This is a genomic window from Geobacillus sp. PLS 41, assembly GCF_056494105.1.
Map to the genome: position 1 here is coordinate 1,581,400 of NZ_CM151395.1, position 20,004 is coordinate 1,601,403.

Below are 20,004 nucleotides of genomic sequence, written 5' to 3' on the forward strand. Positions count from 1 at the left end.
GAGAAACGTGGAAAAGGTATACGGGTTGATTGGGTTTCCCGTCGAGCACTCGCTGTCGCCGCTCATGCATAATGATGCATTCGCCCGTTTGGGCATTCCGGCGCGCTATCATTTGTTTTCCGTCGAACCGGGGCAAGTCGGTGCGGCGATCGCTGGCGTGCGGGCGCTCGGCATCGCCGGGGTGAACGTGACGATTCCGCACAAACTGGCGGTCATTCCGTTTTTGGACGAAGTGGACGAACATGCGCGCCGCATCGGGGCGGTCAATACGATCATCAACAACGACGGCCGGCTCGTCGGCTATAATACAGACGGGCTCGGTTATGTCCAAGCGTTGGAAGAGGAAATGAACATCACCTTGGACGGCAAGCGGATTTTGGTGATCGGCGCTGGCGGCGGGGCGCGCGGCATTTACTTTTCGTTGCTGTCGACGGCAGCCGAGCGCATCGATATGGCCAACCGGACGGTGGAAAAAGCGGAGCGGCTCGTCCGCGAAGGGGACGAGCGCCGCTCGGCGTATTTTTCACTCGCCGAGGCCGAAACGCGGCTGGCCGAATACGATATTATCATCAATACCACTTCTGTCGGCATGCATCCGCGTGTCGAGGTGCAGCCGCTTTCTCTTGAACGGCTGCGCCCAGGGGTGATCGTTTCCGATATTATTTACAATCCACTGGAAACAAAATGGCTGAAAGAAGCGAAAGCCCGCGGCGCCCGTGTGCAAAACGGCGTCGGCATGCTCGTATACCAAGGGGCGCTAGCGTTCGAAAAGTGGACCGGCCAATGGCCGGATGTCAACCGGATGAAACAGCTTGTCATCGAAGCGTTAAGGAGATAACATATGCTAACGGGAAAGCAAAAACGGTTTTTGCGCGCTCAAGCCCATCATTTGAAACCGATTTTCCAAGTCGGCAAAGGCGGCGTGACGGAAGCGATGACCGAACAAATTGCGGCGGCGCTCGAAGCGCGCGAGCTGTTGAAAGTGAGCGTTTTGCAAAACTGTGAAGAAGACCGCTGCACCGTCGCCGAGCAGCTCGCGGCTGGAACGGGGGCGGAAGTCGTGCAAGTGATCGGCAATACGATCGTCTTATACAAAGAATCGAAGGAGCATAAACAAATCGTTCTGCCTGATTGACAATGGGAGCAGCCACGGCAGGCGGCGGGAGGAAAGAAGATGGGAAAAATCGGGATTTTCGGCGGCACGTTTGATCCGCCTCATTACGGTCATTTGCTCATGGCGAATGAAGTGCTTGACGCCCTTCAGTTGTCAGAAATTTGGTTTCTGCCCAACCGCCTTCCTCCCCATAAGCAGCACGAACAAGTGACCAAAAGCGAAGACCGGCTGCGCATGCTCGAGTTGGCAGTGGCTGGCCATCCGCGCTTTCATATTGAGACGATCGAACTCGAGCGGGAAGGGCCTTCGTATACGTACGATACGATCCGGCAGCTTGTCGCGATGCATCCCAATGACGAGTTTTATTTCATCATCGGCGCCGATATGGTCGAATATTTGCCCCATTGGCACCGCATCGATGAGCTCATCGAGTTGGTGACGTTTGTTGGCGTCAAGCGGCCGGGGTTTTCCATGGAAACGCCGTATCCGGTCATCGAAGTTGAGGCGCCGCAGTTTGCCGTTTCTTCCTCGCTCATCCGCGAGCGGGTGCGGAACGGGCAGACGATTCGCTATCTTGTGCCGGAAGGCGTTAGACTTTATATTGAGGAGAAGGGGCTATATGGAGCGAGAACAGGCGTTACTGATCGTGAAACAACAGCTGACAGAGCAGCGCTACGAGCATACGCTTGGCGTTGTCGAGACCGCTGTTAAGCTCGCCAGGCAATACGGCGCCGACGCGAAAAAGGCGGAACTGGCGGCGATTTTCCACGACTATGCCAAATTCCGTCCGGTCGAGGAAATGAAACAAATCATTTTGGCGCAAAATATGCCCAACGATTTGCTTGCTTACAACAGTGAGCTATGGCATGCGCCCGTTGGCGCCTATTTGGTGCAGACAGAAGTCGGCATCGACGATCCGGAGGTGCTGGATGCCATTCGCTACCATACGTCCGGGAGGGCGGGAATGACGGTGCTTGAAAAAATTATTTATTTGGCCGACTATATTGAACCAGGGCGCCGCTTCCCCGGCGTCGACGACGTACGGCGCTTGGCGGAAGAAGACCTCAACCGGGCGCTTTTGCAGGCGGTGAAAAATACGATCGCGTTTTTGCTTGAGAAGCGCCAGCTCATTTATCCAGATACGATTCATGCGTACAATTCACTCATGCGTGAAGTGAAGGGGGAAGCAAAACGGTGACGGAACAAGAGGCGTTGCAGCTTGTCGTCCGCGCGGCGGATGATAAAAAGGCGGAACAAATTGTCGTCTTGAACATGAAAGGCATTTCGCTTGTCGCCGATTATTTTGTCATTTGCCATGGCAATTCGGACAAACAAGTGCAGGCCATCGCCCGCGAAATTCAAGACCAAGCGGAAGAACACGGCCTAGTGGTGAAGCGGGTTGAAGGATTCCATGAGGCGAAATGGGTGCTTGTCGACTTGGGCGACATCGTTGTGCATGTTTTTGCCAAAGAGGAGCGCGAGTATTACAACCTCGAACGGCTCTGGGGGGACGCCCCGACGGAAGACGTCGCGGCTGTGTTGCAGCCATGACGTACGGCCGCTTCGCCGACTGGTATGATGCGCTCATGGCTGAGGCGCCGTATGACGCATGGCAATCGTTTGTTGAACGGGCATTCGCCCAATACACCAAACGGCCGGGGAGACGGGTCATTGACATCGGCTGCGGGACGGGAGAGCTTGCCATCCGCCTTGCCAAGGCCGGATGGCAAGTATCCGGCGTTGATCTCTCTGAACATATGCTCGCCGTCGCCCAGGCGAAAGCCGAAGCGGAGGGAGTGGAGGTGCCGTTTTTCGAGCAAAACATGGCGGAGCTCGACGGGTTTTCTGATCTGGATGGCGCCTTCCTGTTTTGCGATGCTCTCAACTATTTAACGAATGAAGAGGATGTGAAGCGGACGTTCGCCGCCGTCTCCCGCGCCCTTGGCGGCGGCGGGCTGCTTTTGTTTGATGTCCATTCGGTCTACAAAATGGACGTCCTGTTCCGCGACGCCGTGTTTGCGGACCAGGATGACGACCTCAGCTACATATGGATGTGCCATCCGCTTGACTGGCCGCACAGCGTCGGGCATGAATTAACCTTTTTCGTCCGCCGCGGCGATCTATACGAACGTTTCGACGAATGGCACGAACAGCGTACGTTCGAGCGCGCCGTCTATGAGCGATGGCTCGAATCCGCTGGCTTCGAGGTGCTTGAAGTGACCGCCGATTTCACCGATGCGCCCCCGACCGAGACGGCGGAGCGGTTGTTTTTCGTCGCGCGGAAGCGGTGAGGGGCGAAGAGCGAGAAATCATAAATCATAAAAAGAAACGTGGATGAGGAAGATTTAGGGAGATTTTGGTTGAAACATAAAATCATGCAGGGAAAATGCTCTATCGTTTTGCATCCGGCTTAATAGCTGGCTGAGGATTGAAACGAGTGTAATGTCAACCAAACGTAATTGGAAGAAATCTTGTGCCCGGCTCAATAGCCGAATGAGGATCGAAACAATATAGATAAAAACAAGCAACAGCTAAAAGGTTGAACGACGATGGAATCCAACGAAAAATCCGTAAATATGAAAACCCCAGCCGTACAAGCTGGGGTCCATTTTTTTGTTGAACGAAGCAGGATTTTCGCTGCTGCTTGTCAAATGAAAATCAATCAAGGAAACTGTTGCTTCACCTTCTCCACATCTTCTTTAAACTTCTCATGTGTTTTCGCCAGCACTTCTTCAAAGACGCCGTTCATTCGTTGTTCCAGCACAGCGATTCCTTCCCCGGTAATGCCGCCTTTGACGCATACTTTTTCCTGCAACGTTGGCAATGTGTACAGATTCCGCTTGAGCAGTTCCCCAAGGCCGATGATCATATCGGTCGCCAGCATCGTCGCCTGTTCCTTCGTGATGGCGGTTTTGGCCGCTGCGGCGTCGATGAAGCGCTGAAGCAAATAGCTGAAAAACGCTGGACCGCAGCTTGAGATGTCGGAAGCGACGCGGGTGATGGCCTCGTCGATGTACACCGGCGAGGCGATGCGCCGGAGAAGATCATCGATCGTTTGCCGGCAGGCGGCTGAGCAGCGCGAGCCGAAGGTGACAAGGATGCTGCCGGAGAGCGCCCGGTTTGCAATGCTCGGAATGGCGCGCACGATTTGGCAAGGGACGGCTGCTTCAAGCTGTTCGACGCTGATCGGGCTTGTGATCGATACGAGGTAGTGTTCGTTTGTCCAGTGCGGGGCCAGTTGCTGCAATAATGGGTGGATGTCGAGCGGTTTGACGCATAAAAAGACGAGGCTGGATTGTTTGATGACTTCAGCCGCATCGGCAACCACTGCAATGCCGGGATGCGCGCGTTGTATCGCGAACGCTTTCGCAAGCGTACGGTTCGTTATGACGAGCTGATCCGCTTTCACGGCGCCGGAGTCGAGGAACGCTTCGATTAAGATGGTGCCCATATTCCCCGTGCCGATAACGCCGATGTTCATGCATTGTCCCCCCTCCCGGTTTTGGTTCACCGGAACTCTCTTTTTCGATATGTATGAGAAAAAGGCTCGGTTTATGACTGGAGATGGAAAGGATGGGATCGTATGTGGGAGCATGTGCAGGAGCTTGGAAAACGTTATGGGAAAGCGGGGGTGCTCTTGTTGTTTGCCGCGGCGGCGGGGTTATGGGTGTTTCGTCATCCGACGGATGAAAAGGAGCAAGTCGTCTTGCCGGCGGCGGCTGAAACGGATGCCGCCCGGCCGGAAGAAAAAAAGGACGAGGCGCCCAAAACCGCTGTGGTGGATGTGAAAGGGGCGGTCGCGAAGCCAGGAGTGTACGAAGTGGCGGCGGACGCCCGCGTTCGCGATGTTATCGCCCTAGCCGGCGGATTGACGGACGAGGCGGATGAAACGAAAATCAATCTGGCGGCAAAAGTGCGCGATGAGATGATGATTTACGTGCCGGCAAAAGACGAGGCCGCACCAGCGTCAGATGCCGTCGGCAAGTCTCCAAGCGATGGAGCTCGGGACGGGCCGCAAGTGGCGGTCAATACGGCGACGGAAGAGGAGTTGATGCAGCTTCCCGGCATCGGACCGGCGAAGGCAAAAGCGATCATCGCCTATCGCGAAGAACACGGGCCGTTCCAGCGGATGGAAGATTTGTTGAATGTAACCGGAATTGGCGAAAAAACGCTGGAGAAATTGAAACCGTATTTGCTTGTGCCGTAAACGAGGCGGGGGAGCGCAATGCTTCTCGTTTATGGGCGGATCAGGGCTGCTGCGGACGTTTTTCGGCGTTGACGGGGGCAGGCGGCGGCGGGTAGACTAAAAGTATGGAAACGAGCGGAGGGACGTAGAATGGAACGCATCACATGGGATCAATACTTTATGGCGCAAAGCCATCTGTTGGCGCTGCGCAGCACGTGCACAAGGCTGGCGGTCGGGGCGACGATTGTGCGCGATAAGCGCATCATCGCCGGCGGGTACAACGGCTCGATCGCCGGGGGCGCCCATTGCACCGATGAAGGGTGCTACGTTATTGACGGCCATTGTGTACGGACGATCCATGCGGAAATGAATGCCATTTTGCAATGCGCCAAGTTCGGCGTCCCGACCGAGGGGGCCGAGATGTATGTCACCCATTTTCCGTGCTTGCATTGTTGCAAGGCGATCATTCAAAGCGGCATTCGCGCTGTCTATTACGCCCAAGACTACAAAAACCACCCGTACGCCTTGGAGCTGTTTGCTCAAGCTGGCGTCCGGCTTGTGCAAGTGCCGCTGAAAACGGATGTGTTCGCCTTGCTTTCCGGCGGCGGAGGGGGAGCATGAAAGGACAAGCCGTCTATCCCGCCGCGGCGGCGCTCTTTGCCGTGGCGGCGGCCTCGCCGTCCAAAACCACATGTCTTCTCCTTATCATTTATCTCCTTCTTCTTTTCATCCGCCGGCCGCACTGTTTCCTTCCTGCTCTCGTTGCAGCTCTCTTCTTTTTTGTCTATTTTCTCATCGTTGACCATCATAACAAAACTTCCCTTTCCGGCGGCCGTCATTCGCTTTCCGTTCGTTTTTCCGCCGCGCCGGCGATCGACGGCGATCGATTGCAGGCGGCGGTGCAAGCTGGCAAGGAGCGGGTGCAGCTTCGTTACATTATTCGGACGGCTGCGGAAAAAGAAGCGCTGCGTGCGCGTCTTATGCCCGGGGTCGTGTGCCGGCTGAGCGGAATGCTCGAGCGCCCTATGCCAGCCAGCAATCCGTATGCATTTGATTACCGCCGTTATTTGCGCCGCCATCGCATCCATTGGCTCTTTCTCCCTGAGGCGATCGATCTTTCCGCTTGCGTGCGTGTCCGTCCCACCATCATCGAACGGCTTGAGGCGATTCGCGAGGCTGGCGTCCGCCGCATTGAAGCCCGGTTTCCGCCGGAAGCGGCCGGCATCGCCGCTGCGCTCATTTATGGCGAACGCCGCTCGTTGGACGAGGAAGTGATTAGCGGTTACCAGCAGCTCGGGATCATCCATTTGTTGGCCATTTCCGGCGGCCATGTCACCCTGCTTGTCGGCGCTGCGTTGGCCGCTGCCATTCGGTTTGTGACGCGCGAAGCGGCCGTGCTTGCTTTGCTCGTTTTCTTGCCTATGTATGCGGTGCTCGCCGGCGCTTCGCCGTCGGTGCTGCGCGCCTGTGCGACCGGGATGATTGTATTGGCCGTCCAGTGGAAAAAAGGAATGATCCATCCGCTGGATGCGTTGAGTTGGACAGCGCTTGCCCTGCTCGTCTTTGACCCATATATGGTTTGGGATGTCGGTTTTCAACTATCATTTCTTGTCACGTTTGCCCTTCTCGCCCATGTGTCGGTGCTCGCCTCTGCTCGTTCGATGCTCCAAAACTTGTTTCAGACCGCGCTCGCCGCTCAGCTTGCCGCGCTGCCGATTTTGCTTTACCATTTTTATGAAATTTCTGTTTGGAGCATAGGGCTGAATGTCTTCTTCGTCCCTTGGTATTCATTTGTCATTTTGCCCATTGCTTTTCTATCCGCAGTTTTTTCCTTTTCTCCGCTCATTTGGCTGTTTAGCCGCCTCATTGAGCTGACGGACGCGGTTGTCCGTTTTTTCTCGGTCGATTACTCGTTTATGCTTGTGCTCGGGCGTCCGGGGCCGTGGTGCTTAGCTGGCTATCTGACGGCCATCGCGGCGGCGTTTTTGGATTGGGAACGCGGCCGCCTGCTCCGCGGATTGACAGCGGTGGCGGCGGCGACGGCGCTTCAGCTGGCCGCCCCGTATGTGGATCCGAAAGGGGAAGTGACGGTATTGGATGTTGGGCAAGGGGACTGTATTTATATTGAGCTCCCTTATCGAAAAGCAGTCTATCTCATTGATACCAGCGGGACGCCGGAATGGGCGCGCGAACCGTGGCGCAAGCGGTCTCGGCCGTTTGCCGTCGGCCGCGACGTTGTCGTGCCGTTTTTAAAAGCCCAAGGGGTGAGGACGCTTGATCAACTGATTTTGACGCACGATGATGCCGACCATATCGGGGCTGCTCCCGAGGTGATGGGAGCCGTGCGCGTCAAGAAGATTGTCACAAGCCCAGGAGCGCTGCCGGCCGTCAAGGCGATGGCGCGCCCGTTTTCTGTGCCGGTGGCCGCCAGCGTGCGGGGGGATCGGTGGAAGGTGGGGGATGCCGCGTTTTCCGTATTGCACCCGGAGGCGGGAAACAATGAGGATAATAACGGCTCGCTTGTATTGCTTGCCCGCCTCGGCCGCTTGACATGGCTGTTTGCTGCGGATATCGAGGAAGAGGCGGAACAGGCGCTCATCCGCGCTTATCCAGAGCTGCGCGCCGATGTATTGAAAGTCGCCCACCACGGCAGCAAAACGTCGACAACAGAGCTGTTTTTGCGGACGGTCAAGCCGCGAGCGGCCATCATTTCCGTCGGCCGCTACAATCGCTACGGGCATCCGTCCCCCGAGGTGCTTATGCGGCTTCGGCAACAACGGGCGATCATTTGGCGGACGGATGAAAACGGGGCCATTCGCTATGTGTATGACGAAAACGGTGGAACCTTTCAGGTGATGAAACCATAAGATGTAGTGCACAAAAAAGCGGAACGTTTCAGCAGAAACAAAAAAATAAGGATTGCTTATGTAAGCAATCCTTATCGACCGAAAAATTCGATCAACGTTGCGATGATGAACATGGTAGCGAAAAAGCCGAACGACACGATGAATCCGACGGCGGAATCGACGGCGTCATTTCGTTGGCTTTGCACTTCCTTTTCAAATACGTTCATCGTTTTCCCCCTCCTCGTTCAATCATTTTTAGTATAGACGAAAACGCGTGAAAAATCTACCGCCGCTCGCTTCTTTTCCTTCCTTGACAACAGTTGACACAAATACTTTCAAACAGCCGGGAAAACATAAAAATAACCCGCTGGCCAATAAGGTCCTAGGACTTATAGGCTGGCGTTTATATAAAGGGGAACCGGTTTTTTCGGCAGCCGGTTCCCTTGTAAAATGACGAAAAACGGTGTATCTTTTCTAGCAGAGACGTTTGCTAGGGAATGGAGACGGGAACATGCTGGAACGCGTATGGGGAAACATTGAAAAACGGCGTTTTTCTCCCCTTTATTTATTATACGGCAATGAGCCGTTTTTATTAACGGAAACGTATGAGCGATTGGTGAACGCAGCGCTTGGCCCCGAGGAGCGGGAGTGGAACTTGGCTGTGTACGACTGCGAGGAAACGCCGGTCGAGGCGGCGCTTGAGGAGGCCGAGACGGTGCCGTTTTTCGGCGAGCGGCGTGTCATCCTCATCAAGCATCCATATTTTTTCACGTCTGAAAAAGAGAAGGAGATCGAACATGATTTGGCGAAGCTGGAGGCGTACTTGAAGGCGCCGTCGCCGTTTTCGATCGTCGTCTTTTTCGCGCCGTACGAGAAGCTTGATGAGCGAAAAAAAATTACGAAGCTCGCCAAAGAGCAAAGCGAAGTCGTCATCGCCGCCCCGCTCGCCGAAGCGGAGCTGCGCGCCTGGGTGCGGCGCCGCATCGAGAGCCAAGGGGCGCAAGCAAGCGACGAGGCGATTGATGTCCTGTTGCGGCGGGCCGGGACGCAGCTTTCCGCCTTGGCGAATGAAATCGATAAATTGGCCCTGTTTGCCGGATCGGGCGGAACCATCGAGGCGGCGGCGGTTGAACGGCTTGTCGCCCGCACGCCGGAAGAAAACGTATTTGTGCTTGTCGAGCAAGTGGCGAAGCGCGACATTCCAGCGGCGTTGCAGACGTTTTATGATCTGCTTGAAAACAATGAAGAGCCGATCAAAATTTTGGCGCTGCTCGCCGCCCATTTCCGCTTGCTTTCGCAAGTGAAATGGCTTGCCTCCTTAGGCTACGGGCAGGCGCAAATTGCTGCGGCGCTCAAGGTGCACCCGTTCCGCGTCAAGCTCGCTCTTGCTCAAGCGGCCCGCTTCGCTGACGGAGAGCTTGCTGAGGCGATCAACGAGCTCGCTGACGCCGATTACGAGGTGAAAAGCGGAGCGGTCGATCGCCGGTTGGCCGTTGAGCTGCTTCTGATGCGGTGGGGCACCCGCCCGGCGCAAGCGGGGCGTCACGGCCGGCGGTGAAGCGATCGCCCGGCCGTTTGCCGTGAACAAAAGAAAAACAAAAAAACGACCTGGCGCCAGGTCGTTTTTGATTAGGAAGCTTGGATGCTGTTCAATTTTTTCGCTAAGCGCGATTTTTGCCGGCTGGCGGCGTTTTTATGGATAAGGCCTTTGCTTGCAGCTTTGTCTAATTTTTTCGACGCAATAATGAATGCCTCGCGCGCTTTTTCCACGTCTTTCAATTCAACAAGCGCTTCAAATTTTTTGATCGCCGTACGCATGGCCGATTTCATCGAGGCGTTGTGAGCCCGGCGCTTTTCGCTCGTTTTCGCGCGTTTGATCGCTGATTTGATGTTAGCCACGTTCGTTCACCTCCGTTACCATTCCTATTTCTGTTGTGAACAACAGGAAGAACAAGTGTTATTCTATCAAACGTGTTTGGATTATGCAAGAGTGTTCAAGCGAAAATCCTTTACGAAACATGAATGACCGGGCCTGATTGCGGCGACAATAAAAGAAAACGGCAGAAATGGGGAGGAACGACATGGAACAGCCGCTCGATTTACGCCAGTACTCGGTGCGCACGGATTTAGCGATCGAAGCGCATGAGATCGCACTCGAGGAGCGCTTGCAGCAAAAACAAGAAAGCGCCGCGCCGATTGAGGGGGTCATCATTCATGACGAGGAGATCAACGGCGTCAAGCTGTCGCATGTGCATGTCACGGAACAAGGAGCGGCCTCGATCGGCAAAAAGCCGGGCCACTACGTGACGATTGAAGCGCAAGGCATCCGCGAACAAAACACCGAGCTGCAGCAAAACGTGCAGCGCATTTTTTCCGAGCAGCTCAGCGCCTTTTTCAAGCGGCTCCGCATTCCCGATCAAGCGAGCTGCTTGATCGTTGGGCTCGGCAACCAAAACGTCACCCCGGACGCGCTCGGGCCGCTCACGGTGGAAAACGTGCTTGTCACCCGTCATTTGTTCCAGCTGCAGCCGGAAAGCGTCGAGGAAGGCTTCCGGCCGGTGAGCGCCCTTGCTCCGGGGGTGATGGGGACGACCGGGATTGAAACGAGCGACATTATCGACGGCGTCGTCCGGAAAACAAAGCCGGATTTTGTCATTGTGATTGACGCCTTGGCTGCCCGCTCGATCGAACGAGTCAACGCGACGATTCAAATTTCTGACACCGGCATCCATCCTGGCTCCGGGGTCGGCAACAAGCGGAAAGAGTTAAGCTATGAAACGCTTGGCATTCCGGTCATTTCGATCGGCGTTCCGACGGTTGTCGATGCGGTCTCCATCACGAGCGACACGATCGATTTCATTTTGAAGCACTTCGGCCGCGAAATGCGCGAAGGGAAACGGCCGTCAAGCGCGCTCGCTCCGGCGGGCTGGACGTTTGGGCGCAAACGAAAATTGACGGAACAAGACATGCCGTCGCCGCAAGAACGGTCGACGTTTCTTGGCATGGTCGGCACGCTTGGCGATGAAGAAAAGCGGCGCCTCATCTATGAAGTGCTCGCGCCGCTTGGGCATAATTTGATGGTGACCCCAAAAGAGATCGATTCGTTTATCGGCGATATGGCCAACTTATTAGCCGGCGGCTTGAATGCGGCGCTGCATCGGCAAGTCGACCAAGGCAATGTCGGCTCCTACACCCATTAGACAAAAAACAGTTCTATCTTTTCCCGCTTGGCCATACGTTAAACTGAGGAGACAAGCCGGGAAAGGGTGGGAATATGAAACGATGGCGCTCCCCAAACGTCATGATCGCGATTCCAGGAGCCAGCATAAAGAAACTGTTGATGCTCATCATCCTTGGCTGCATGATGATGTTTATGCTTGTCGGAGCGCTCACATCGCTGCGGCCGGAATACCGTCCGTCGTCATCATCGCTGAACGATATGGCGGCCCATTTTCCGGAAGAGACGTTCATTCGTCTGTTCGCCTTGGAAAATCGATATTTTGCGCAGCTGCTGCCGAAAGATCGGCGGCAGACGAATTACTCATCGCTATTGTTCCGCCTGGCGACGAGCATCAATCCCGATGACCCGCGCAGCCTGCTTGGCAGCGAGCTGCCGGGCTTTGCCCTTTATGACAGCAAAATTCTCATCGCTGGTGAAGGAACGGATTATACGAACATGCCATACGAATCAGCGCCGCCGCTTGAGGCGATGCTTGCGGAACGGCAAGCCTCGGTCGATGAACTCGAACAAGCAAACAAGAACGAAGATGAAAAACCGGTTCCCCCGCCATCGCAGACGACCGGAGGGAAAAAAGTGGTCTACATTTACAATACCCATACGCATGAGTCGTTTTTGCCGGCGCTCAAAGGGGTCACTGACCCGGATTTGGCGTTTCACCCGACGGTCAACATCACAAAAGTGGGGGAAAAGTTAGCGGAAGAACTGGAAAAGCGCGGCATCGGGGCTGAAGTGAGCAAAATCGACATTGTCAGCGAATTGTTAAAGAAAGGGATGAAATACTCCCAATCGTATGATATGTCCCGCCAAACAGTGGTCGCAGCAATGAAGCAAAATCGTGACTTGCACTACTTCATCGATATCCATCGCGATTCGCGGCGGCGGAAATATACGACGGCTACGATCAACGGCGTTGATTATGCGCGTGTCGCATTCATTATTGGCGGAGAAAACGCGACATACGAGAAAAACTTGCAGCTGGCTACCGCGTTGCATCAGTTGCTGCAAAAGAAATATCCAGGGTTGAGCCGCGGGGTGATCGAGAAAAAAGGAGCCGGGACGAACGGCAAGTTTAATCAAGATTTATCGGAAAACGCGATTTTAATTGAAGTCGGCGGTGTTGACAATACGTTTACTGAGTTGTTTCGTTCCGTGTCGGCGTTGGCCGATGTGTTCAGCGACTATTATTGGCAGGCGGAAAAAGTCGAAGCGCCGGCTCCGGCGGAGAAAAAGTAAAGGAGCGTCACTATGGCACGATGGTTCATCCGCTTTACTCTAGCGATCTTTCTTCTTTTTTTCGGCGTGTTGTTTGGCATGCAAGAGGCGCATCGCGGCATGGAACGGATGCGCGGTTATGCCGATCCGTCGTTTCCATCCGTCATCGATATGAAAAAAAGGGAAAATGGTGAGGTGGAAGCGGCGGTGTTTGGCCGGCCGGTCGTTGCTGGAGATTTAGGAGAAAAGCAAGAAACGATTCGCGAGCTGAAAACGTTCAACTTGTTCTCTAGGCTCGGCCAACTTTTTGCCGATGCCGTCACCGCGCTCATGGAAATGCTGTTTTCGCTCGTCGGCCGGGTGTTGGACTAGCCCGTTCATGTGCGGACGAAACAGGAACGTGCCGTCACAATGGCGGCTTTTTCTTTTGGACGCCGTCCGCCGGCTGGAGCACAAAGTGCTGCGCTTTCCATATTGTCGATTGTTTTCTTGGCGCGGCTCTGGCCGTTTCGCGTCTTTCCGGAAAGCCCGAACGGCGGCTTGGCTTTTCGTTCATCATTGAATCTTCTTCGCGCTGTTGCTATAATCAAAGCTAGTGTAGTTTTGCGAAGAAGCAGGAGTGAGAGACGATGAACCGGGAAGAACGGTTGAAACGGCAGGAACGGATCCGCAATTTTTCGATTATTGCTCACATTGACCACGGAAAATCGACGCTGGCGGACCGCATTTTGGAAAAGACGGGGGCGCTGTCGGAGCGTGAATTGCGCGAGCAGACGCTCGATACGATGGAGCTTGAGCGCGAGCGCGGCATCACGATTAAATTGAATGCGGTTCAGTTGACATATAAAGCGAAAAATGGCGAAGAGTATATTTTCCATTTGATCGACACGCCGGGCCACGTCGACTTTACGTACGAAGTGTCGCGCAGCTTGGCCGCTTGCGAAGGGGCGATTTTGGTCGTCGATGCGGCGCAAGGCATTGAAGCGCAGACGCTCGCCAACGTGTATTTGGCGATCGACAACAATTTAGAAATTTTGCCGGTCATTAACAAAATCGATTTGCCAAGCGCTGAACCGGAGCGGGTGCGTCAAGAAATTGAGGATGTCATCGGTTTGGACGCCTCTGACGCGGTGCTTGCTTCGGCCAAAGTCGGCATCGGCATCGAAGAAATTTTGGAAAAAATCGTCGAAAAAATTCCGGCTCCCTCGGGTGATCCGGATGCGCCGCTGAAGGCGCTCATTTTTGATTCCCTTTATGACCCGTACCGCGGCGTCGTCGCCTATGTCCGCGTCGTCGACGGAACGGTGAAGCCAGGGCAGCGCATTAAAATGATGTCGACCGGCAAAGAGTTTGAAGTGACGGAAGTCGGCGTGTTCACGCCGAAGCAAAAAGTCGTCGACGAATTGACGGTCGGTGATGTCGGCTATTTGACCGCCTCGATTAAAAACGTGAAAGATACGCGCGTCGGCGATACGATCACCGATGCCGAACGGCCGGCAGCTGAACCGCTCCCGGGCTATCGGAAGCTCAATCCGATGGTGTTTTGCGGGATGTATCCGATCGATACGGCGCGCTACAACGATTTGCGCGAGGCGCTCGAGAAGCTGCAATTGAACGATGCGGCGCTCCACTTTGAGCCGGAAACGTCGCAGGCGCTTGGGTTCGGCTTCCGCTGTGGATTTCTCGGCTTGCTTCATATGGAAATCATCCAAGAGCGGCTCGAGCGCGAATTTCATATCGATTTGATCACGACCGCGCCGAGCGTCGTTTACAAGGTGCATTTGACCGACGGAACGGAAGTTGACGTCGACAACCCGACGAACATGCCCGACCCGCAAAAAATCGACCGCATTGAAGAACCGTATGTGAAAGCGACGATCATGGTGCCAAACGACTATGTCGGTCCGGTGATGGAGCTGTGTCAAGGAAAGCGCGGCACGTTTGTCGATATGCAATATTTGGATGAAAAGCGCGTCATGCTCATTTACGATATTCCGCTCTCCGAGATCGTCTACGACTTTTTCGACGCTTTAAAGTCGAACACAAAAGGGTACGCGTCATTCGACTACGAATTGATCGGCTACCGGCCGTCCAATCTCGTCAAGATGGATATTTTGCTAAACGGCGAAAAAATCGATGCCTTATCGTTTATCGTCCATCGCGACTCTGCGTACGAGCGCGGCAAAGCGATCGTTGAAAAGCTGAAAGATTTGATTCCACGCCAGCAATTTGAAGTGCCGGTGCAGGCGGCGATCGGCAACAAGGTCATCGCCCGTTCGACAATCAAAGCGTTGCGCAAAAACGTGCTCGCAAAATGTTACGGCGGCGACGTGTCGCGGAAGCGGAAGCTGCTTGAGAAGCAAAAAGAAGGAAAGAAGCGGATGAAACAAATCGGGTCGGTCGAAGTGCCGCAAGAAGCGTTTATGGCCGTCTTGAAAATCGACGACCAGAAAAAATAACGAGCAAGGCTGTCTCCGTTGGGGATAGCCTTGTTTGTTTCCTGCGGCGCCGCCGGCTGAAAGGAGGAGGACCGATGGCCGTTTCAGCGTATTTTCATATTCCATTTTGCGCCCATATTTGCCATTATTGCGATTTTAACAAAGTATTCGCCGCCGGCCAGCCGATTGACGACTATTTGCGGGCGATGGACAAAGAAATGGCGTGGACGGCGGCGGAATTTGGCAGCCAACTCAAGACGCTGTTTATCGGCGGCGGCACGCCGACGGTGCTTGGGCCGGCGCAGCTCGGCTGTTTGCTTGCGAGCATCCACCGCCATTTTCAGTTTGACCCGCAAACGGCCGAATTTACCGTCGAAGCCAACCCGGACGGCTTGACGAAAGAAAAGCTCGCTATTTTGCGCGATGCCGGAGTGAATCGGCTGAGCCTGGGGGTGCAGACATTTGACGATCAGCTTCTGCAAACGATCGGCCGCACGCACCGGCGAGGCGACGTCATACGGGCTGTAGCGTTGGCCAGAGAAGTCGGGTTTCAGAACATCAGCATTGATGTAATGTACGGTTTGCCGGGGCAGACGCTTGAGCAGTTTACGGCCGATTTAGAAGCGGCGTTTTCGCTTCATGTGCCGCATCTTTCTGCTTATTCCCTCATTTTGGAGCCAAGGACGATTTTTTATAACGAATGGCGGAAAGGGCGGCTCCGTCTACCGGGCGAAGAGATGGAAGCCGAGATGTACGAAGCAGCGATGGAGCAGATGGCTGCCGCTGGCTATCGGCAATACGAAATCAGCAACTATGCTTTGCCGGGATTTGAAAGCCGGCACAACTTGACGTACTGGAACAATGAGGAGTACTACGGCATCGGCGCTGGGGCGCACAGCTATATCGACGGGGTGCGGCGGGCGAATATCGGTCCCATCCGGCATTACATCAGCGCGATCGAACGCGGCCAATGGCCGCACCGCGACGTGCGCCGCTTGACCACTCGCGAGCAGATGGAAGAGGAAATGTTTTTAGGGCTGCGCAAAACGGAAGGGGTGTCCAAAGCCTGCTTTCGGCAAAAGTTCGGCCGCGACCTCCACGACATATTTGGCGCGGCGATCCGCCGGGAAATCGAAAACGGACGCCTCGAGGAAACGGAGACTCACATCCGCTTGACCAAACGAGGCAAGCTGCTCGGCAATGAAGTGTTTGCCGCGTTCCTCGGCGAAATGTAAACATTGACATTTGCCGGGCGATTTGCTACCCTAGTAGTAGATTTAGCACTCGAATTGTTCGAGTGCTAACAGAGGTGAGACACGTGCTAACGGACCGCCAACTGCTGATTTTGCAGGTGATTATCGACGATTTCATTCGTTCTGGGCAGCCGGTCGGTTCGCGGACGTTATCGAAAAAGCATCAAATCGCGTTCAGCTCGGCGACGATCCGCAATGAGATGGCGGATTTGGAGGAGCTCGGCTATATTGAAAAAACGCACATTTCTTCCGGCCGTGTGCCGTCGGAAAAAGGGTACCGCTACTACGTCGACCATTTGCTGCCGCCGCAGCGGCTGACAAGGGCGGACATTCAAAAAATCCGCTCCGTGTTTGCCGAGCGCATCTATGAGCTGGAAAAACTGATGCAAAAGTCGGCGCAAATTTTATCCGAGCTGACGAACTATACATCCATCGCGCTCGGGCCGACGTTTAAAGAAAGCAAACTGAAGCGGATGCAAATCGTTCCGCTCAACGAACAGACAGCCGTCGCCATCGTCGTGACGGACACCGGCCATGTTGAAAACCGGGTCGTGACGATTCCGTCATCGATGGACGCAGGCGACCTCGAAAAAATGGTCAACATTTTCAACGAGCGGTTGAACGGCGTTCCGCTCATTGATTTGAAAGAAAAAATGGAGACGGAAGTGGCCGACGTATTGCGCCGGCACATCCGCAACTACGACAGCGTGCTCAATACGCTCATTGAGACGCTCGATGCCCCTGAAGAAGAAAAAGTGTTTTTCGCCGGCAAGGCGAATATGCTCAACCAGCCGGAGTTCAGCGACATCCAAAAAGTGCGCCCGCTTCTGGACATCATTGAGCAGGAAAAAGACATTTATCGCCTGCTCCGCAAGCAAACCCAAAAAGGAGTGCGGGTTTCGATCGGGCATGAAAACGAACTGCGCGGCATGGAAAACTGCAGCTTGATTACAGCGACGTATTCGGTCGGCGATGAGCCGCTCGGGGCGATCGCGATTCTTGGTCCAACGCGCATGGAATACTCGCGCGTCATCACTGTCTTAAACCGTGTCGCTTCCGATTTGTCGGCCGCGCTCGCGAAATGGTATCAAAGTCAATAAGAATGGCCATATTGGATAACGGATGGATCGCGCATCCATCCTTTCCTTGTGGCCATTGATACATAAAAGGGAAGAGCCCCGGCAGGGAGGTGAAAGCGATGGAGCAAGGAGAAAAACAAGTGATGGAACAAGCTACATACGATGAGCCGGAGCGGGAGCAACCGATCGAGGAAGAAGCCGCCCCGCAGCCCGAGGGGGAATCAGGCGGCGTTCCGCTTGAAGAGGCCGGTGGGGAGGAAGCGGCGGAGCCGGCGGAAAAAGCGCCAACGGCCGAGGAGTTGGCGGCGGCCAAGGCGCAGATCGCCGAATTGGAAGCGAAGCTTTCAGAGATGGAACACCGGTATCTCCGCCTGTACGCCGATTTTGAAAACTTCCGCCGCCGGACGCGCCAGGAGATGGAAGCGGCTGAAAAATACCGCGCCCAAAGCTTGGCGAGCGATTTGCTTCCGGTGCTTGACAACTTTGAACGCGCGTTGAAAATAGAGACGGACAACGAACAGGCGAAATCGATTTTGCAAGGGATGGAAATGGTGTACCGGTCGCTTGTTGACGCCTTGAAGAAAGAAGGCGTCGAGGCGATCGAGGCGGTCGGAAAGCCGTTTGACCCTTATTTGCACCAAGCCGTCATGCAGGCGGAAGCGGAAGGCTATGAGCCGAACACGGTTGTTGAGGAGCTGCAAAAAGGTTATAAGCTGAAAGACCGCGTGCTGCGGCCCGCCATGGTCAAAGTAAGCCAATAAACGGAAACGGAGGGTGATCAGTGATGAGCAAAATTATCGGCATCGACTTAGGAACGACGAACTCTTGCGTCGCCGTGTTAGAAGGCGGCGAAGTGAAAGTCATTCCGAATCCGGAAGGAAACCGCACGACCCCGTCGGTCGTCGCGTTTAAAAACGGCGAACGCCTAGTCGGCGAAGTCGCCAAACGGCAAGCGATCACGAACCCGAACACGATCATCTCGATCAAGCGCCATATGGGGACGGATTACAAAGTCGAAATCGAAGGGAAGCAATATACGCCGCAAGAAATTTCGGCGATCATTTTGCAATACTTGAAGTCGTACGCCGAAGACTATTTGGGCGAGCCGGTGACGCGTGCGGTCATCACGGTGCCGGCGTATTTCAACGACGCCCAGCGCCAAGCGACGAAAGATGCCGGCCGCATCGCCGGCCTCGAAGTCGAGCGCATCATCAACGAGCCGACGGCCGCGGCGCTTGCTTACGGCCTTGATAAAGAAGAAGACCAAACGATTCTCGTCTATGACTTAGGCGGCGGGACGTTTGACGTCTCGATTTTGGAGCTTGGCGACGGCGTGTTTGAAGTGAAGGCGACGGCCGGCGACAACCATTTGGGAGGCGACGACTTCGACCAAGTGATCATCGATTATTTGGTCAATCAGTTCAAGCAAGAGCACGGCATCGATTTGTCGAAAGACAAAATGGCGCTCCAACGCTTGAAAGATGCCGCGGAAAAAGCGAAAAAAGAGCTGTCCGGCGTCACGCAGACACAAATTTCGCTTCCGTTTATCAGCGCCAATGAAAACGGTCCGCTCCATTTGGAAATGACGTTGACAAGAGCGAAATTTGAAGAGTTGTCCGCCCACCTCGTCGAGCGGACGATGGGGCCGGTCCGCCAGGCGCTTCAAGACGCCGGCTTGACGCCAGCCGATATTGATAAAGTCATTTTGGTCGGCGGTTCGACGCGCATTCCAGCTGTCCAAGAAGCGATCAAGCGCGAGCTTGGCAAAGAGCCGCACAAAGGCGTCAACCCGGACGAAGTCGTTGCCATCGGTGCGGCGATCCAGGGCGGGGTGATCGCTGGCGAAGTGAAAGATGTCGTCCTGCTTGACGTGACCCCGCTTTCGCTTGGCATTGAAACGATGGGCGGCGTATTTACGAAACTGATCGAACGGAACACGACGATCCCGACAAGCAAATCGCAAGTGTTCACAACGGCGGCTGACAATCAAACGACGGTCGACATTCACGTTTTGCAAGGAGAGCGCCCGATGGCGGCGGACAACAAATCGCTCGGCCGCTTTCAGCTGACCGGCATTCCGCCGGCGCCGCGCGGCGTGCCGCAAATTGAAGTGACGTTTGATATTGACGCCAACGGCATCGTTCACGTGCGCGCCAAAGATTTAGGAACGAACAAAGAGCAGTCGATTACGATCAAATCGTCGTCCGGCCTGTCGGAAGAAGAAATTCAGCGCATGATTAAAGAAGCGGAAGAAAACGCCGAAGCCGACCGGAAGCGGAAAGAAGCCGCCGAGTTGCGCAACGAAGCCGACCAGCTCATTTTCATGACCGACAAAACGATCAAAGAAGTCGAAGGAAAAGTGAGCGCCGATGAGATCAAGAAGGCGCAGGATGCGAAAGAGGCGTTGAAAGCGGCGCTCGAGAAAAACGACATCGACGACATCCGCAAGAAAAAAGACGCGCTGCAAGAAGCGGTGCAGCAGCTGTCGATCAAGCTGTATGAACAAGCGGCGAAACAGGCGCAAAGTGCAGGATCGCAAGGCGGCGCTGCCAATCATAAAGACAACGTGGTGGACGCCGAGTTTGAAGAAGTGAACGACGATAAATAATGCAACCGAAAGTCAAAGTCAGGCCTG

Annotated in this window: 21 protein-coding genes; 18 read left to right on the plus strand and 3 right to left on the minus strand. The window is 54.8% G+C overall.

What is annotated here, in order from left to right; genetic code table 11:
• Positions 1 to 7: 7 nt before the first annotated feature.
• The 6 genes from aroE to ACVX3G_RS07805 are packed head-to-tail and all read left to right on the plus strand — an operon-like array spanning position 8 to position 3,405.
• The gene (aroE, locus tag ACVX3G_RS07780) at positions 8 to 838 is read left to right on the plus strand and encodes a shikimate dehydrogenase (RefSeq protein ID WP_011232003.1); all 831 of its coding nucleotides are present in this window, start codon (positions 8 to 10) and stop codon (positions 836 to 838) included.
• A gap of 3 nt (positions 839 to 841) precedes the next feature.
• Positions 842 to 1,135, plus strand: coding sequence for a ribosome assembly RNA-binding protein YhbY (gene yhbY, locus ACVX3G_RS07785; protein ID WP_014196388.1), 294 nt, complete (start codon positions 842 to 844; stop codon positions 1,133 to 1,135).
• Between the two features lie 39 nt (positions 1,136 to 1,174).
• Positions 1,175 to 1,825, plus strand: a complete 651-nt coding sequence (locus ACVX3G_RS07790; protein WP_011232001.1) for a nicotinate-nucleotide adenylyltransferase — start codon at positions 1,175 to 1,177, stop codon at positions 1,823 to 1,825.
• Positions 1,734 to 2,312, plus strand: coding sequence for a bis(5'-nucleosyl)-tetraphosphatase (symmetrical) YqeK (gene yqeK, locus ACVX3G_RS07795; protein WP_011232000.1), 579 nt, complete (start codon positions 1,734 to 1,736; stop codon positions 2,310 to 2,312). The genes ACVX3G_RS07790 and yqeK overlap by 92 nt, the downstream gene beginning before the upstream one ends.
• Positions 2,309 to 2,665 (plus strand): ribosome silencing factor, encoded by a 357-nt coding sequence (gene rsfS, locus ACVX3G_RS07800; RefSeq protein WP_011231999.1) that lies wholly within the window; start codon positions 2,309 to 2,311, stop codon positions 2,663 to 2,665. Before yqeK ends, rsfS begins: the two co-directional genes overlap by 4 nt.
• Positions 2,662 to 3,405 carry a class I SAM-dependent DNA methyltransferase gene (locus ACVX3G_RS07805; protein ID WP_014196386.1) on the plus strand — a complete coding sequence of 248 codons (744 nt, stop codon included), beginning with the start codon at positions 2,662 to 2,664 and terminating at the stop codon, positions 3,403 to 3,405. Before rsfS ends, ACVX3G_RS07805 begins: the two co-directional genes overlap by 4 nt.
• Positions 3,406 to 3,776: 371 nt before the next feature.
• On the opposite strand, the gene comER is transcribed toward ACVX3G_RS07805, so the two are convergent.
• Entirely contained in the window at positions 3,777 to 4,595 is an 819-nt protein-coding gene (comER, locus tag ACVX3G_RS07810; protein WP_011231997.1) for a late competence protein ComER, read from the minus strand.
• Positions 4,596 to 4,697: 102 nt separating this feature from the next.
• Between comER and ACVX3G_RS07815 the strand changes: the two genes are divergently transcribed.
• The 3 genes from ACVX3G_RS07815 (at position 4,698) to ACVX3G_RS07825 (ending at position 8,167) form a co-directional block, all read left to right on the plus strand.
• Positions 4,698 to 5,321: a helix-hairpin-helix domain-containing protein gene (locus ACVX3G_RS07815; RefSeq protein ID WP_479454602.1), complete on the plus strand. Its 624-nt coding sequence runs from the start codon at positions 4,698 to 4,700 to the stop codon at positions 5,319 to 5,321.
• 129 nt (positions 5,322 to 5,450) lie between these two features.
• The gene (locus ACVX3G_RS07820; protein ID WP_011231995.1) at positions 5,451 to 5,921 is read left to right on the plus strand and encodes a ComE operon protein 2; all 471 of its coding nucleotides are present in this window, start codon (positions 5,451 to 5,453) and stop codon (positions 5,919 to 5,921) included.
• Entirely contained in the window at positions 5,918 to 8,167 is a 2,250-nt protein-coding gene (locus ACVX3G_RS07825; protein ID WP_020278364.1) for a DNA internalization-related competence protein ComEC/Rec2, read from the plus strand. The genes ACVX3G_RS07820 and ACVX3G_RS07825 overlap by 4 nt, the downstream gene beginning before the upstream one ends.
• 71 nt (positions 8,168 to 8,238) lie before the next feature.
• Here ACVX3G_RS07825 and ACVX3G_RS07830 read toward each other — a convergent pair whose 3' ends face one another.
• Positions 8,239 to 8,373: a YqzM family protein gene (locus ACVX3G_RS07830; protein WP_011231993.1), complete on the minus strand. Its 135-nt coding sequence runs from the start codon at positions 8,371 to 8,373 to the stop codon at positions 8,239 to 8,241.
• A gap of 284 nt (positions 8,374 to 8,657) precedes the next feature.
• On the opposite strand from ACVX3G_RS07830, the gene holA reads away from it, so the two are divergent.
• A complete protein-coding gene (gene holA, locus ACVX3G_RS07835; protein WP_014196382.1) occupies positions 8,658 to 9,704 on the plus strand; it encodes a DNA polymerase III subunit delta in 1,047 nt (348 codons plus the stop codon).
• Positions 9,705 to 9,775: 71 nt separating this feature from the next.
• On the opposite strand, the gene rpsT is transcribed toward holA, so the two are convergent.
• Complete coding sequence (rpsT, locus tag ACVX3G_RS07840; RefSeq protein WP_011231991.1) at positions 9,776 to 10,045, minus strand: 30S ribosomal protein S20; 270 nt, start codon at positions 10,043 to 10,045, stop codon at positions 9,776 to 9,778.
• 182 nt (positions 10,046 to 10,227) lie between these two features.
• On the opposite strand from rpsT, the gene gpr reads away from it, so the two are divergent.
• The 8 genes from gpr to dnaK all read left to right on the plus strand — a co-directional run bounded on the left by gpr (position 10,228) and on the right by dnaK (position 19,977).
• Positions 10,228 to 11,346, plus strand: coding sequence for a GPR endopeptidase (gene gpr, locus ACVX3G_RS07845; protein WP_011231990.1), 1,119 nt, complete (start codon positions 10,228 to 10,230; stop codon positions 11,344 to 11,346).
• A gap of 74 nt (positions 11,347 to 11,420) precedes the next feature.
• Positions 11,421 to 12,620: a stage II sporulation protein P gene (gene spoIIP / locus ACVX3G_RS07850; RefSeq protein ID WP_011231989.1), complete on the plus strand. Its 1,200-nt coding sequence runs from the start codon at positions 11,421 to 11,423 to the stop codon at positions 12,618 to 12,620.
• A gap of 12 nt (positions 12,621 to 12,632) precedes the next feature.
• Positions 12,633 to 12,971, plus strand: coding sequence for a YqxA family protein (locus ACVX3G_RS07855; RefSeq protein ID WP_011231988.1), 339 nt, complete (start codon positions 12,633 to 12,635; stop codon positions 12,969 to 12,971).
• A gap of 257 nt (positions 12,972 to 13,228) precedes the next feature.
• A complete protein-coding gene (lepA, locus tag ACVX3G_RS07860) occupies positions 13,229 to 15,058 on the plus strand; it encodes a translation elongation factor 4 (protein ID WP_011231987.1) in 1,830 nt (609 codons plus the stop codon).
• A 74-nt stretch (positions 15,059 to 15,132) separates the two neighbouring features.
• Positions 15,133 to 16,272: a radical SAM family heme chaperone HemW gene (gene hemW, locus ACVX3G_RS07865; RefSeq protein WP_081130541.1), complete on the plus strand. Its 1,140-nt coding sequence runs from the start codon at positions 15,133 to 15,135 to the stop codon at positions 16,270 to 16,272.
• Positions 16,273 to 16,355: 83 nt separating this feature from the next.
• Positions 16,356 to 17,390 carry a heat-inducible transcriptional repressor HrcA gene (hrcA, locus tag ACVX3G_RS07870; RefSeq protein WP_014196378.1) on the plus strand — a complete coding sequence of 345 codons (1,035 nt, stop codon included), beginning with the start codon at positions 16,356 to 16,358 and terminating at the stop codon, positions 17,388 to 17,390.
• Positions 17,391 to 17,488: 98 nt separating this feature from the next.
• The gene (gene grpE / locus ACVX3G_RS07875; RefSeq protein ID WP_013524168.1) at positions 17,489 to 18,130 is read left to right on the plus strand and encodes a nucleotide exchange factor GrpE; all 642 of its coding nucleotides are present in this window, start codon (positions 17,489 to 17,491) and stop codon (positions 18,128 to 18,130) included.
• A gap of 23 nt (positions 18,131 to 18,153) precedes the next feature.
• On the plus strand, positions 18,154 to 19,977 hold the full coding sequence (gene dnaK, locus ACVX3G_RS07880; protein WP_013144701.1) for a molecular chaperone DnaK: 1,824 nt from the start codon (positions 18,154 to 18,156) through the stop codon (positions 19,975 to 19,977).
• The last annotated feature ends 27 nt before the right edge of the window (positions 19,978 to 20,004 follow it).

Coding starts and splice junctions, on each gene's coding strand:
- ACVX3G_RS07790 (WP_011232001.1), top strand. CDS start 1,175: ATGGGAAAAATCGGGATTTTCGGCGGCACGTTTGATCCGCCTCATTAC.
- grpE (WP_013524168.1), top strand. CDS start 17,489: ATGGAGCAAGGAGAAAAACAAGTGATGGAACAAGCTACATACGATGAG.
- holA (WP_014196382.1), top strand. CDS start 8,658: ATGCTGGAACGCGTATGGGGAAACATTGAAAAACGGCGTTTTTCTCCC.
- spoIIP (WP_011231989.1), top strand. CDS start 11,421: ATGAAACGATGGCGCTCCCCAAACGTCATGATCGCGATTCCAGGAGCC.
- ACVX3G_RS07825 (WP_020278364.1), top strand. CDS start 5,918: ATGAAAGGACAAGCCGTCTATCCCGCCGCGGCGGCGCTCTTTGCCGTG.
- ACVX3G_RS07805 (WP_014196386.1), top strand. CDS start 2,662: ATGACGTACGGCCGCTTCGCCGACTGGTATGATGCGCTCATGGCTGAG.
- ACVX3G_RS07855 (WP_011231988.1), top strand. CDS start 12,633: ATGGCACGATGGTTCATCCGCTTTACTCTAGCGATCTTTCTTCTTTTT.
- hemW (WP_081130541.1), top strand. CDS start 15,133: ATGGCCGTTTCAGCGTATTTTCATATTCCATTTTGCGCCCATATTTGC.
- ACVX3G_RS07820 (WP_011231995.1), top strand. CDS start 5,451: ATGGAACGCATCACATGGGATCAATACTTTATGGCGCAAAGCCATCTG.
- gpr (WP_011231990.1), top strand. CDS start 10,228: ATGGAACAGCCGCTCGATTTACGCCAGTACTCGGTGCGCACGGATTTA.
- ACVX3G_RS07830 (WP_011231993.1), bottom strand. CDS start 8,373: ATGAACGTATTTGAAAAGGAAGTGCAAAGCCAACGAAATGACGCCGTC.
- lepA (WP_011231987.1), top strand. CDS start 13,229: ATGAACCGGGAAGAACGGTTGAAACGGCAGGAACGGATCCGCAATTTT.
- yhbY (WP_014196388.1), top strand. CDS start 842: ATGCTAACGGGAAAGCAAAAACGGTTTTTGCGCGCTCAAGCCCATCAT.
- yqeK (WP_011232000.1), top strand. CDS start 1,734: ATGGAGCGAGAACAGGCGTTACTGATCGTGAAACAACAGCTGACAGAG.
- ACVX3G_RS07815 (WP_479454602.1), top strand. CDS start 4,698: ATGTGGGAGCATGTGCAGGAGCTTGGAAAACGTTATGGGAAAGCGGGG.
- dnaK (WP_013144701.1), top strand. CDS start 18,154: ATGAGCAAAATTATCGGCATCGACTTAGGAACGACGAACTCTTGCGTC.
- comER (WP_011231997.1), bottom strand. CDS start 4,595: ATGAACATCGGCGTTATCGGCACGGGGAATATGGGCACCATCTTAATC.